The following is a 13,210-nucleotide window of genomic DNA, read 5'->3' as shown; positions in this document are numbered from 1 at the left end:
GGGTTAGAAACTGCTCTGGATCTTCAGGCCACCGATCAGGGCGTCGTCGACCCGCGACACCCCGCCCGGATGGCGGATGTACTGCAGGTTCGGACGCACGGTGAGCCAGTCGGCCAGGTGGATGCCGTAATAGAGTTCGGCGCTGTACTCGGTGTCCTGCACGGGCAGGAAGCCGGGGTTGTCGTAGTCGTCCAGGCCGTTGGCCTGGTTGATGAGGCGGGCGTTCTTGCGGTAGCCGGGATTGACGTGCACGCGGGCCAGGGCGAAACCGATGTCGTCCTTGGCGCGGGCATCGAAGGGCCCCTTGTAAACCACACCTGCCTGCACATAGTTGTCGATGGCATTGGTCTTCTTGTCGTGCACCGTGGCATTGGCGAACAGGCTCAGGCCACGCGACTGGTCCGAGGCCAGCGCGGTCACCTGCTGCTGGGCGCCCAGCCACAGGCCATGCTTGCTCGAGCTGCTGCGGTAGGCGGCGCCGCTGATGGCGGCTGGCGCGCCGTTGCTGTCCTTGAGTACATCCTGTGCCTTGGCATTACTGTAGTAGTAGCCGGCGCGATATTCCCCTTTCAGGCCATTGACCCGTGGGCTCCAGACCAGTTCGATCGGCATCACCGCGCCCTGGGTGCCGCTGCCGCTGAGCTTGAAGCCGTTGCCGCTCTCGAGGTTGGAGGGGTTCTGCTCGAACACGCCGACCTGGGCGTAGAGTTCGTCGTTCAGGTTGTAGCGCACGCGCAGGGCCCACTGGCTGACCGGCCAGTTGTACCAGATGCCACCGACCCAGTTGCCCACTTGCGAGCCGCAGAAGGCCAGGTTCTGGAAGTCGCAGGGGAAGCTGTTGAAGTCCTCGCCTTCGCCGAAGCGGCCGAATTTCACATCCAGCGCGCCATCGAAGTATTTCTGCTTGATCCACATCTGCGTCAGTCGCCAGGTCTCGCCACGGCCCCAGACTTCCTGGGCCGAGGTGAAACCGCCGACGCGCGGGTCGTTGATGCGGTCGTTGCTGATGTTGTCGCCGTGGCGTTCGGTGACGGTCAGCTGGAACTCGGTGTCGTGCCAGCCGAGGATCTTCTGCAGGTCCATGTTCACGCCGAAGGTGAACTGGTCGCTGTAGCGTGCCGCGCGGTCATGGCTGTAGCCGCCGTGCAGGTTGCTGCCCATCTCGCCGGTGTAGCCGAGGGTGAAGTCGTAGCCTTTCTCCAGCAGCTCGCTGCGGGTCCCGCCCCAGTCGCCGAGCATCCACGGCGAGTCCTTGGCGAACATCTCGCTGGCGCTGGTGGTGGGGGACAGGGCGCCGAGCAGGGTGGCGAGGGCGAGGCCGGAGTAGCGGGTATTGGGCAGCTGGAGCATGAGATAGCGCTATCTTTTGATTGTTGAGGAAACGGCAAGCGCAACGAAGTGCGAGATCTTCGAAGGGAAATGACTGCGTTGGGAAACGAGTGAAGCGATTCAGCTTGCGGCGGGGAGGATATAGGGGAAGTTGTAAGAAAAAAAGACAAAATGTCGCAGGGGATTGTTGCTGATGGGGTAACAGTTCGAAGTGCCGGGCCAATGTGGGAGCGGGTTTACCCGCGAATGCAATGTTGAATCCACTACCGCATTCGCGGGTAAACCCGCTCCCACAGAGGAACCTTAGAAGGAAGTACGCAGCCCTACCTGCACACTACGCCCCGGCGCCGGCGCGATATCGCGCAGGATCGAGCTGGCATAGCGCACGGTCTGGTCGGTGAGGTTCTCGCCGCGCACGAAGGCCAGCCATTCACTCTGGCCGATGTCGAAGCGATACCCCAGGCTGGCGCCGAGGGTGGTGTAACCGTCTGTGCGGGTCTCGTTGGCCGGTTTGCGCTGCTGTGACGCGGCGTGCTGTACATCGACCCGCGCCTGCCAGCGGTCCAGCTCCCAGACCAGGCCACTGTTCAGGCGCAGCGGGGCGATGCGCGGCAGCGGCTCGCCGCTGTCGAGGTTCTTGGCCCGGGTGTAGTCGCCGGACAGTTCCAGGGCGAAGCTGCCGTAGCGGTTTTCCAGCAGTTGCCAGCGGTCCTGGGCCTCGATGCCGTAGAAGCGTGCCCGCACGCCCTGGTAGGCATACTCGGGGATATCGCCGTGGTCGTGATCGTGGTCATGATCGTCATGGTCGTGATCATGGCCTTCACGCAGGTTGCCGGTGCCGATCAGGCCGATGTAGTTGCGAAAGTGGCTGTAGAACACGCCGACGCTGCCCTTGTGTGTGCCGTTGTCGAAGCGCAGGGCCAGGTCGGTGGAGATGGCCTTTTCCTTGTTCAGGTTCGGATCACCGATCTCGTAGGCGCCGGTGGCCACGTGGGCACCGTTGGCGTACAGCTCGTAGAAGGTCGGCGCGCGCTCGGTGTAGCCGAGGTTGGCGGCCAGCGACCAGACCGGGTCGAGCTGGTACACCGCGCCCGAGGACAGGCTGAAGGCGTTGAAGCTGCTGGCGCTGTCGGCGCCGGCGAAATTCTCGTTGCCCTTGGCGTCCGGATCGACCCGGGTGTGTTCCAGGCGCGCGCCCAGGCTCAGGTTCAGGCGTTCGCTGGCCTGCCATTGCTCGAGCAGGAACAGCGCCAGGCTGTCGGTGTCGGTGTGCGGGACAAAGGCTTCCTCGCCCAGCGCGGAGAATTCGTTGCGGCTGACCTGGGCGCCGATCACCCCCTCGACCGGGCCCAGCGGCTGGTGACGGGCCTCGATGCGCGCCTCGTAGCCCTTGTTCTTGAAGGTGGTGTGCACCTCGCCGCTTTCGATCTCGCGGTGCTGGTAGTCGGTGTAGCCGGCATCGACCTTGACCGAGCTGAACGGCCCGTCGAGGTCGCGCAGTTCCGAGGCGAAGCCGTAGTGGTCCTGCTGCATGTCCAGGCGCACGCCGGGCTCGGCCACCGAGCCGTAGTTGCTGTCGTAGCGGCTGTAGGACAGGCCGGTGTAGCCATGGTCCCAATGGTAGGAACCGCCGATCGCACCGCCGTCCTGACGCCCATCGCTGTTTTTCAGGCGATGCTTGCTGCCGGGCTCGTCGGCATCGCGAACCTTCGAGCTGCGGGCGTAGCCGGGGATGCGCAGGTCGTTGAACTGGCGGCTGTTGGCGTCCAGGTGCAGGGCGAAGGCACCGTTGCCGGCCTCCAGCTTGCCGGCGCTGCTGCGGGTGGTGTCGGCGCCGCCGTAGCGCAGCTCGCCCGCGCCGTGGATGCCGTCGATGGGCGAGTCGGGGATGCGGTTGTCGAAGGTGTTGACCACGCCGCCGATGGCGTTGCCGCCATACAGCAGGGCGGCCGGGCCGCGGACGATCTCGACTCGCTCGACGGTCACCGGGTCCAGTGGCACGGCGTGGTCGTAGGACAGCGACGAGGCGTCCAGGGCGCCAACGCCGTTGCGCAGGATACGGATACGGTCGCCGTCCAGTCCGCGGATCACCGGGCGGCTGGCGCCGGGGCCGAACCAGGTGGAGGCGACGCCAGGCTGTTTGTTGAGGGTTTCACCGAGGCTGCCGTGCTGCTGTTGCAGCAGGTCGTCGCCTTCGAGGACGGTACTGGGCGCGGCCAGCTGGGCGTTGCCCAGCGGGTTGGCGGTGATCACCTGGGGTTGCAGTTCGACGGCCTGGCTGGAGGTGGAGGCCAGCCAGAGCGCGACGGCAAGGGGAGAGAGGTACAGCGGCGTGTGACGCATGGGGATGTGGCGTTCCTTGGCAGAATTGTCATTGGTTACTTTATAACATTTCATCACAAGCTGTTTGCCACTGGCCAGTACTTTGTGAGGTGGCGCGTTTACCCTGTAGGAGCGGCCTTGCGCCGCGAAAGGGGCGCAAAGCGGCCCCAGGATCGTGGCCATGGCATAGATCGCCGGGGCTGCTTTGCAGCCCTTTCGCGGCACAAGGCCGCTCCTACAGGCAGGCTGCAGATGCCACTACCCCACTACACTCGTGTAAGGTGCGCACCTTCCCGAACCTGGAGCACTGGCATGAGCACGGCCAATCACAACGCGCTGCACGGCAAGACCCTCGAGCAGATCCTCACCGAGCTGGTGGCGCACTACCAATGGCAAGGCCTGGCCGAGCGCGTCGACATCCGCTGCTTCAAGAGCGACCCGAGCATCAAGTCGAGCCTGACCTTCCTGCGCAAGACCCCGTGGGCACGGGAAAAGGTCGAGCAGCTGTATGTGAAGCTGCAGCGCAAAGGCTGATGGCGCGCCGCCCCTGGCTGACCCTGGCGGCCGTCCTCGGCTGGACCGGCCTGGCGATCCAGTTGTACCTGGTGCTGCTGGCGCGCTGGCAGGAGCAGGCCAGCCTGATCGGCGGGCTGGTCAACCTGTTCTGTTATTTCACCGTATTGAGCAACACACTGGTGGCCACCGTGCTCAGCCAGGCCGCGTTCGGCCGCGAGTCGGCGGCCAGGCGCTGGTTCCTGTCGCCGGCGGTGAGCGCGTGCATCGCCGCGAGCATCCTGCTGGTGGCGCTGGCCTACAGCCTGTTGCTGCGCCACCTGTGGCAGCCCCAGGGCTGGCAGTGGCTGGCGGACGAACTGCTGCACGATGTGATGCCGCTGGTGTTCGTCCTGTACTGGTGGCTGGAGGTGCCCAAGGGGCGGTTGCGGCTCTGGCACCTGGCGGCCTGGACGTTGTACCCGGCGCTGTATTTCGCCTTCGTGCTGTTGCGCGGGCATGAGATCGGGGTCTATCCCTACCCGTTCATCGATGTGGCACGGTTGGGATATGGGCAGGTGCTGGGCAATGCCCTGATGGTGCTGGCGGGGTTCTGGGGGATCGGGTTGGTATTGTTGGGGTTGGATCGCTGGCGCAGGCTGTCGTGAGGTTGCCGATATGCAACCCGTGTAGGAGCGGCCTTGTGCCGCGAAAGGGCCGCGCAGCGGCCCCAGCAATTTCTGACCTGGCGCTGAGACCCCGGGGCCGCTGCGCGGCCCTTTCGCGGCACAAGGCCGCTCCTACACCGGGGTGTGCAGATTCTGATCATTCGTTGTCGACGGTACCGTCAGCTCGCCAGTAAGCCGCTGCCTTGAGGGCATCCTCGGGCACGCCTTTCTCCAGCAGCAGCGCCTTGGCCTGGCGGGTCAGTGCCTTCTCCAGTGCCACCCAGCCATACAACCGGCCCTGGGGCAACGCCAGGTGCTTGACCCGTTCCAGCACATCTTCCTGGTGCCGGCGCACCCAGATCACCTCGACCTGGGCCTTGCTCGTCAGCGCCTGGCGCTCCTGCTCGTCCTCGATCTGGATCACCGCCAGCACCTGGCGGCCCGCCGGCAGTTCCTCCAGGCGCCGGGCAATGGCCGGGATCGCCGTCTCGTCGCCGATCAGCAGGTAGCTGTCGAAGATATCCGGCACCACCATCGAGGCCCGCGGGCCGGCGATGTCCAGGGTCTGGCCAGGCGCGGCCTGGGCTGCCCAGGTAGAGGCGGGGCCGTCGCCATGCAGGACGAAATCGATATCCAGCTGGTTGTTCACCAGGTCGATGCGCCGTGGCGTGTATTCGCGCATGGTCGGCCGGGCGCCGCCGTCGCGGCCCAGGTGGCGCGCGTCGATGGCCTGCTGCTCTTCGGGCGTGCAGGCGAACAGCAGCTTGATGTGGTCGTCCGTGCCGACACTGGTGAAGCCGGCCAGCTCCGCGCCACCGAGGGTGATGCGGCGCATGCGTGGGGTGAGGTCGGTGACCCGCAGCACTTCGAGGCGGCGCTGGCGGATCTCGTGGTTGACGCGATGAATGGTGTCGCTCATGGGGTGTTCTCCGTAACAGGGGTGGCCGGCCCGGAGGCGATGGCCTTGGCGGTGTCGTTGAGCAGGTTGCGCACCCGCTCGATCTCTTCGCTGGTCCAGCGGCCACTGTGCATGTGCAGGGCGTGGCGCAGGTTGCCGACGGCTTCGTGGATTTCCGGCGGCCGGTCGTGGCCGCGCAGCGCACGCTTGCTCACCTCGATGCGCATGCGCACGCCGTCGAGGGCGACGGCCTGTTCCTGCAGGGCACTGCGGCCGGCATCGGTGATGGCGTAGAGGCGCTTGCTGCCCTGGATGGCGCCGGTGACCAGCTCGGCTTCCTCGAGGTAGCTGAGGGTGGGGTAGATCACCCCGGGGCTGGGGCTGTAGCTGCCGTCGAAGAGGGTCTCGATCTGGCGGATCAGGTCGTAGCCGTGGCCGGGTTGCTCGGCCAGCATCGACAGCATCAGCAGCTTCAGGTCGCCCGGGGCGAACACCCGCGGGCCACGCTCGCCGCGGCCGGGGCGGCGTTCGAAGGGGTCGTGGTCGCGCATGGGGAAGGGCTCCGTCTGTTTAGATATATCGTAAGATATTACTCAAGATATATCTAAAGACAAGCCTTCAAATGCAGATGATTATCATCTAATTTCTTGATGGTTCAGGACTGGCCCGTCACCTGCGGCGCCTTGCAGGCGGTGGGGTTGCCCGGCTCCAGGTACGGCATGAGGATCGGCGCCATGCCCTTGAGCACCTGAACCGGCAGCGCCGAGGTGAACGTGAAGGCTTCTGCCGAGCGCCCCGGGACGAACGCGGTGAGGGTGCCGAAGTGGTTGTCGCCGAGGAAGAACACGAAGGTCGCGGTGCGGTTCAGCGAACGCGAGCCGATCAACCGGCCGCCGGCGCCGAAGCTTTCGATGCGGTTGTCGCCGGTGCCGGTCTTGCCGCCCATCACCAGCGGGGTGCCGTCGTGCAGCTTGAAGCTGCCGGAGATGCGCCGCGCGGTGCCGGCGTCGACCACCTGCGACATGGCGCCCTTGAGCGCCCGGGCGACTTCCACTGGGAGGATCCGCTGGCCACGGTCCGGGTCGCTGATCAGCTGCGTCTCATAGGGGGTGTTCTGGGCGAAGTGCAGGGTGTCGATGCGCAGCGTGGGCAGGCGCACGCCGTCGTTCTGGATGATCCCGACCAGTTCGGACAGCGCGGCCGGGCGGTCGCCGGAGCTGCCAATGGCGGTGGCTAGCGACGGCACCAGGTGATCGAACGGGTAGCCGACGCGCTTCCAGCGCTGGTGGATATCGGTGAACGCCTCGATCTCGACCATGGTGCGGATGCGGCTGTCGCGGGCGCCCTGGTGGCGGCTCTTGAACAGCCAGCTGTAGACCTCCTGGCGCTCGAAGCGGCTGGCGTTGAGGGCGTCCTTGAGCGAGGCGCCGGGGTTCTTCAGCAGGTAGCCGAGCAGCCACAGGTCCAGCGGGTGGACCTTGGCGATATAGCCCTGGTCGGGCAGGTCGTACTTGCCCGGGCCGTAGGCTTCGTACATCTCCACCAGGCGGCCGTCGGTGAGCTTGGCCATGGCCTTCTTGTCTTCCTTGCTGTGGGCGCGGACGAAAGCGTTGAAGGTCTCCTGGCCGGCCTCGGGGAACAGGTAGCGGTGTACCGCGGCCAGGCGCTGCGGGGTCACGCGCATGCTGTCGAGGAAGGTGTCCAGGCGCTGCTGCGAGGTCTTGCGCTGGTACTTCTTCCAGAAACGCATGGTGTAGTTGGAGCCTTCGCGGTCGGCGAAGCGCGCCAGGTATTCCTGGCGGCGCGGGTCGCTGTCGTCCCTGAGCAGTGGTTCGCGGTTGAACGGCTGCTGGTAGGTGACGTAGCGCACGATGTCGCGCATCAGGCGGATGAACGGCAGGTTGATCGACTCGCGCAGGGCATCCTTGAGGGTCGGGTTGCGGTTGTTGTCTTCCTTGCGGAAGTTGTTGAACACATGCATGCCGCCACCGGTGAAGAAGGCCTCGCCGGTGTTGGCCGAGTACTTGCGTTCGAGCGCCGCGTCGAGCATGGCGTCCAGGCTCTGGTTCTTGCTGTTCTGCATCAGCCATTCCAGCGACCACTGGGTGAGGCGGTCGAGTTCGGCCACCGGGACCTTCTTCAGCTCGGCTGCCGGCTTGCCGGCGTACTTGTCGTGCAGCTCGGCGATGATTTCCAGGTAGGTGGTCAGCACCCGCAGCTTGGCGGTGGAGCCCAGTTCGAGCTTGCTGCCTTCGTTGATGTCGAAGGGCTGGTTGGTGCTGTCGGTCTGCACCCGCACCCGCGAGCCGTCGGCGGTGCGTTCGAACAGGGTGAAGCTGTAGCTCACCTGGTCGGTGGTCTTGGCGGTGAGCAGGCGTTCGCCGATCAGGCCGATCTGCGCGGCGAACTCCGGGTCGGCGAGGTTCTTCAGGTACTGGCTGACCTGCACCTGCAGGTCGGCCTGCAGGGTACTGGTGGCCGACAGGTCGAGGCGGTCGAGGTCGTACAGCGGCCGGTTGAGCATGGCCGCCAGGCGATTGCGGGCCAAGCTGATGCCTTTGTTGGTGATGATCGGCACGATGGTCGGTTGGGCCACCCAATCGCGGTACACCGCCTTGCTGGCCAGGGCGGCGTCGGCCAGGGGGCGCTCGATGATGCCGTTTGCCGCCAGCACGCGGATGTGTGAGTCGGTGAGCTCGGCCAGCTCGATGCGGCCCTTGGACAGGTAGTGCGAAGGGCGGCGCTGGGCGATCATCAGCGACAGCACCTGACGCAGGGCCAGGCCGCGCTCGCCCATGCTTTTTTCGTCGCTGGCGGTGGAGGTGAGGGCCTGGTTGACCTGGTCGAAGTCGGCGCCGTACCACACCCGCAGACCCTCGGCCATGCCGTGCACCTCGCCGTGACCGGGTACCGCCGACAGCGGCACGCTGTTGAGGTAGTCGCGCACGATGCGTTCGCGGGCCTCGGTGGTGTCCGGGCCGCCCTGGTAGGCGCGCACGCTGGCGGAAATCATCTGGCGGATCTTCTCGGCGCCCGAGACGGTCAGCCCGTCGGGCGAATGCCGGTACTTCTCCAGCTGGGTGGCCAGGGTGCTGCCGCCGGCCGACTGCCCGGGCAGCGCCAGGTACTTGGCCACCTGGCTGTAGGCGGCCTTGGCGAAACGCGGCCAGTCCACCGCCGGGTTGTTCTGCGGGTCCTTCGGGTCGAGCAGGTCGCGGTTCTCGATGAACAGCAGGCTGTTGACCATTACCGGCGGGATCGCCGCGAAGTTCGGGTACAGGTGCTGCGGGTAGTTGTACTGGTAGAGCATGTCGCCGCGGCAGTCGGTGATCGACAGGCCGGCCTGGATCTTCTCCACGTAGGGCACGAACAGGCCGTGATCGACGTAGTTCATCAGCGCCGGGGAGAAACGCACCTGCTGGTTGATCAGGTAGTCGCGCTTGAGCAGTCGCGGCAGGAACTCGCCCAGGGCGCTGTAGCCCAGGCGCCTGTCGAAGGGGCCCTCGCCCGGGTAGACGATGGCGTCGCTCGGGCCGGGCTCCAGGGCGTAGGTGAGGGTGCCGGCCAGGCGGCTGAACTCGCGCGATTGCAGGCGTGAGGTCTGGAACTCGTCGTAGGCTGCCAGGCCCACCGCGACCAGGCCGATCAGCAGGATGAGCAGGATCAGGCGCCACCACAGGCGGCGCTGACGTGGGGTCTTGGGCAAGGGGGCTTCAGCCTGAGGTGCTTTGGGTGCTTCCGTTCCGGTTGGTTCCGATTGCCACAGTGCGCCCATAGTCTTAAGTCCGGCCAAGTGTTTTCGCGTTACTTGTCTGAAGCTTAGACGCTGGCCCAGTTTGGTGAAAAATTTGTAAGAAGCTTCTAGCAATCGCGTATGAACATGCGCCTTTGGTGCGACTTCCATTCTTCGGCAATGTTGTTAATGTAGCTGCCCCATTCCTGTGCATGGGCGGAGCGAGGCCAGAATGCCCCTCCGGTGAAGGGCTTTTTGCCGAGAATTCTCGCCAAATATCCCGCTGTATATAGTGAAAAGCCCTGCAAGTGGCTTCCTATACTGCTCGCCCCCTTCGACCCGCCGGCGCCCCGCGCCCGGTGGACAGGCCCGCCCACAAGGCGGCCTGGCGAGACGACGCCCCGCCTATCGGCGCGGCCGGTGCTGCACGAAGGTCAAATCCAATAACAAAATGAGGTTGTATTGCTATGCCAGTCGGCAACCATCCTGCCCCCGACGAGTCCGTCCAGGGCGGCCCGCTCAAGCGCGAGCTGGGCGAACGGCACATCCGTCTGATGGCCCTTGGCGCCTGTATCGGCGTCGGCCTGTTCCTGGGATCGGCCAAGGCCATCGAAATGGCCGGCCCCGCCATCATGCTCTCCTACATCATCGGCGGCCTGGCCATCCTGGTGATCATGCGCGCCCTCGGCGAGATGGCCGTGCACAACCCGGTGGCAGGCTCCTTCAGCCGCTACGCGCAAGACTACCTCGGCCCCCTGGCGGGCTTCCTCACGGGCTGGAACTACTGGTTCCTGTGGCTGGTGACCTGTGTCGCCGAGATCACCGCGGTGGCCATCTACATGGGCATCTGGTTCCCCGACGTGCCGCGTTGGATCTGGGCGCTGATGGCCCTGGGCAGCATGGGCGCGATCAACCTGATCGCGGTCAAGGCGTTCGGCGAGTTCGAGTTCTGGTTCGCCCTGATCAAGATCGTCACCATCATTGCCATGGTGCTCGGCGGCATCGGCATCATCGCCTTCGGCTTCGGTAACGACGGCGTGGCCATGGGCATCTCCAACCTGTGGAGCAACGGCGGCTTCATGCCCAACGGCGTGACCGGCGTGCTGATGTCGCTGCAGATGGTGATGTTCGCCTACCTGGGCGTGGAAATGATCGGCCTGACCGCCGGCGAAGCGCGCAACCCGCAGAAGACCATCCCCCAGGCCATCGGTTCGGTGTTCTGGCGCATCCTGCTGTTCTACGTGGGCGCGCTGTTCGTGATCCTGTCGATCTATCCGTGGAACGAGATCGGCAGCCAGGGCAGCCCGTTCGTGATGACCTTCGAGCGCCTCGGCATCAAGACCGCCGCCGGCATCATCAACTTCGTGGTGATCACCGCCGCGCTGTCGTCGTGCAACGGCGGCATCTTCAGCACCGGGCGCATGCTCTACAGCCTGGCGCAGAACGGCCAGGCCCCGGCCACCTTCGCCCGCACTTCGAAGAACGGCGTGCCGCGCAACGCGCTGCTGCTGTCGATCGCCGCGCTGCTGCTGGGCGTGCTGGCCAACTACCTGGTGCCGGAGAAGGTGTTCGTCTGGGTGACCTCGATCGCCACCTTCGGCGCGATCTGGACCTGGGTGATGATCCTGCTGGCGCAGCTCAAGTTCCGCGCAGGGCTCACCACCGCCGAGCGCAACGCGCTGAAATACCGCATGTGGCTGTGGCCGCTGAGCTCGTACCTGGCGCTGGCGTTCCTGGTGCTGGTGGTGGGGCTGATGGCGTACTTCCCGGATACCCGCGTGGCCCTGTACATCGGCCCGGCATTCCTGGTGCTGCTGACGGCGCTGTACTACACCTTCCGCCTGGCGCCGAAAGAGGCCCAAGGCGTGGCGAGTACCGCCTCCTGATGAACAAAGCCCCGGCCAGTGCCGGGGCTTTGTTTTTGTATGGCCCTCATCGCGGGGTTGGCGTGGGAGCGGGCTTGCCCCGCGATGAGGGGCGATCAGGCCGCCACCTCGCTATGCGGCTCGAAACTGTCGGCCCGGGCCAACTGCCACATCCGCGAATAGAACTGCCCATTGACCTCGCCGGTCAGCAACTCGCCCGGCTTGAGGAACACGTGCATCTGCGAGAACAGCTTGATCTCGGTGGCCGAGATCCGCCGCACCAGGTGCTTGGCCTCCAGTTGCGCCGGATGCTCCAGGCCCGCCGCGGCGAGCATCTCGGCCAGGGCGCGCAGGGTGTTGTGGTGGAAGTTCTGCACCCGCTGGGCCTTGTCCGGCACCACCAGCGCACGCTGGCGCAGGGCGTCCTGGGTGGCCACGCCGGTCGGGCACTTGTTGGTGTGGCAGCTCTGCGACTGGATGCAGCCGATGGCGAACATGAAGCCGCGCGCCGAGTTGGCCCAGTCGGCGCCGATGGCCAGCACGCTGGCAATGTCGAAGGCGCTGACGATCTTGCCGCTGGCGCCGAGCTTGATCTTGTCGCGCAGGTTCAGGCCGACCAGGGTGTTGTGCACGAACAGCAGGCCCTCGCGCAGCGGCACGCCGATATGGTCGGTGAACTCCACCGGGGCGGCGCCAGTGCCGCCTTCCTTGCCGTCGACGACGATGAAGTCGGGCAGGATGCCGGTTTCCAGCATGGCCTTGGCGATGCCCATGAATTCCCACGGGTGGCCCAGGCAGAACTTGAAGCCCACCGGCTTGCCGCCGGACAGTTCACGCAGCTGGGCGATGAACTGCATCATCTCGATCGGGGTCGAGAAGGCGCTGTGGCGTGATGGCGAGATACAGTCCTCACCCATCATGACGCCACGGGTCTCGGCGATTTCCCGGGTCACCTTGTGCTTGGGCAGGATGCCGCCATGGCCGGGCTTGGCACCCTGGCTCATCTTGATCTCGATCATCCGTACCTGCGGGTTCTGCGCCTGGGCGGCGAAGCGTTCGGGGTCGAAGCGGCCATCCGCGGTGCGGCAGCCGAAGTAGCCGCTGCCCAGTTCCCAGACCAGGTCGCCGCCGTGTTCGCGGTGGTAGGGGCTGATGCTGCCTTCGCCGGTGTCGTGGTGGAAATTGCCCAGCTTGGCGCCCTGGTTGAGGGCCCGGATGGCGTTGGCGCTGAGCGAGCCGAAGCTCATGGCCGAGATGTTGAAGATCGATGCCGAGTACGGTTGGGTGCACTGCGGGCCGCCGACGCTGACGCGAAAGCTGGCCGGGTCGGCCAACGGTGCCGGGCGCATGGAGTGGCCGATGAACTCGAAGCCCGACTCGTAGACGTCGATCAAGGTGCCGAAGGGTTTGTCCGAGGCTTCGTTCTTGGCCCGGGCGTAGACCAGCGAGCGCTGGGCGCGGGAGAAGGGCAGGGCGTCGCTGTCGGACTCCAGCAGGTACTGGCGGATCTCCGGGCGGATGCCCTCGACCAGGTAGCGGATGTTGCCCAGGATCGGGTAGTTGCGGCGTACCGCGTGGCGTTGCTGGAGCAGGTCGAACACGCCGATCAGGCTGAGCACCCCGGTGGTCAGGGTGAACGGCCACAACCAGTCGTGGGCGAGGAACGGCAGGCTGGCGAGGGTGAACAGCACGCAGGCGGCGAAGAAGGCGTAACGGCTGAGGAGTGACAGGCTCATACGGTGTCCTTGCGAATGGCTCGGTCAGGCTCAGGGGCCTGGGGCAAAGCCCGACCATAGCCCGGTTGGGCGCCGGTATGCCAGCGTGGGGCGGACGAGAAAAATGAAAGTTGGGGTATCGAAAATCATTCGCAATGAGATATGTTATAAAGTAACCGCTACTCGCA

Annotated in this window: 9 protein-coding genes; 3 read left to right on the top strand and 6 right to left on the bottom strand. The window is 65.5% G+C overall.

Annotated features, from left to right (window positions below):
* Positions 1-3: 3 nt before the first annotated feature.
* Both K2O50_RS20855 and K2O50_RS20850 read right to left on the bottom strand, forming a co-directional pair.
* Entirely contained in the window at positions 4-1,350 is a 1,347-nt protein-coding gene (locus K2O50_RS20855) for a carbohydrate porin (RefSeq protein WP_050703999.1), read from the bottom strand.
* A 282-nt stretch (positions 1,351-1,632) separates the two neighbouring features.
* Positions 1,633-3,672, bottom strand: a complete 2,040-nt coding sequence (locus K2O50_RS20850; protein WP_050704000.1) for a TonB-dependent receptor — start codon at positions 3,670-3,672, stop codon at positions 1,633-1,635.
* 291 nt (positions 3,673-3,963) lie between these two features.
* On the opposite strand from K2O50_RS20850, the gene K2O50_RS20845 reads away from it, so the two are divergent.
* Together K2O50_RS20845 and K2O50_RS20840 are read left to right on the top strand one after the other, a co-directional pair.
* Positions 3,964-4,185, top strand: a complete 222-nt coding sequence (locus K2O50_RS20845; RefSeq protein ID WP_028690109.1) for a VF530 family DNA-binding protein — start codon at positions 3,964-3,966, stop codon at positions 4,183-4,185.
* Positions 4,185-4,811, top strand: a complete 627-nt coding sequence (locus K2O50_RS20840) for a Pr6Pr family membrane protein (protein WP_050704001.1) — start codon at positions 4,185-4,187, stop codon at positions 4,809-4,811. The genes K2O50_RS20845 and K2O50_RS20840 overlap by 1 nt, the downstream gene beginning before the upstream one ends.
* Positions 4,812-4,968: 157 nt before the next feature.
* On the opposite strand, the gene K2O50_RS20835 is transcribed toward K2O50_RS20840, so the two are convergent.
* The 3 genes from K2O50_RS20835 to K2O50_RS20825 form a co-directional block, all read right to left on the bottom strand.
* On the bottom strand, positions 4,969-5,730 hold the full coding sequence (locus K2O50_RS20835; RefSeq protein WP_050704002.1) for a siderophore-interacting protein: 762 nt from the start codon (positions 5,728-5,730) through the stop codon (positions 4,969-4,971).
* Positions 5,727-6,260: a PadR family transcriptional regulator gene (locus K2O50_RS20830; RefSeq protein WP_050704003.1), complete on the bottom strand. Its 534-nt coding sequence runs from the start codon at positions 6,258-6,260 to the stop codon at positions 5,727-5,729. The genes K2O50_RS20835 and K2O50_RS20830 overlap by 4 nt, the downstream gene beginning before the upstream one ends.
* Positions 6,261-6,364: 104 nt before the next feature.
* Positions 6,365-9,484 carry a transglycosylase domain-containing protein gene (locus K2O50_RS20825; RefSeq protein WP_050704004.1) on the bottom strand — a complete coding sequence of 1,040 codons (3,120 nt, stop codon included), beginning with the start codon at positions 9,482-9,484 and terminating at the stop codon, positions 6,365-6,367.
* 425 nt (positions 9,485-9,909) lie between these two features.
* Here K2O50_RS20825 and K2O50_RS20820 point away from each other — a divergent pair, with 425 nt between their 5' ends.
* Positions 9,910-11,328: an amino acid permease gene (locus tag K2O50_RS20820; protein WP_050704005.1), complete on the top strand. Its 1,419-nt coding sequence runs from the start codon at positions 9,910-9,912 to the stop codon at positions 11,326-11,328.
* Between the two features lie 95 nt (positions 11,329-11,423).
* Here the strand turns inward: K2O50_RS20820 and K2O50_RS20815 are convergent, their stop codons facing one another.
* The gene (locus K2O50_RS20815) at positions 11,424-13,043 is read right to left on the bottom strand and encodes an FMN-binding glutamate synthase family protein (RefSeq protein WP_050704006.1); all 1,620 of its coding nucleotides are present in this window, start codon (positions 13,041-13,043) and stop codon (positions 11,424-11,426) included.
* Positions 13,044-13,210 lie beyond the last annotated feature (167 nt).

Origin of the sequence: Pseudomonas sp. 2hn (genome assembly GCF_019646095.1) — a bacterium.
GTDB lineage: Bacteria > Pseudomonadota > Gammaproteobacteria > Pseudomonadales > Pseudomonadaceae > Aquipseudomonas > Aquipseudomonas peradeniyensis.
Note: the sequence above shows the minus strand (reverse complement) of the source record. Positions and strands in the feature narration are given on the sequence as shown.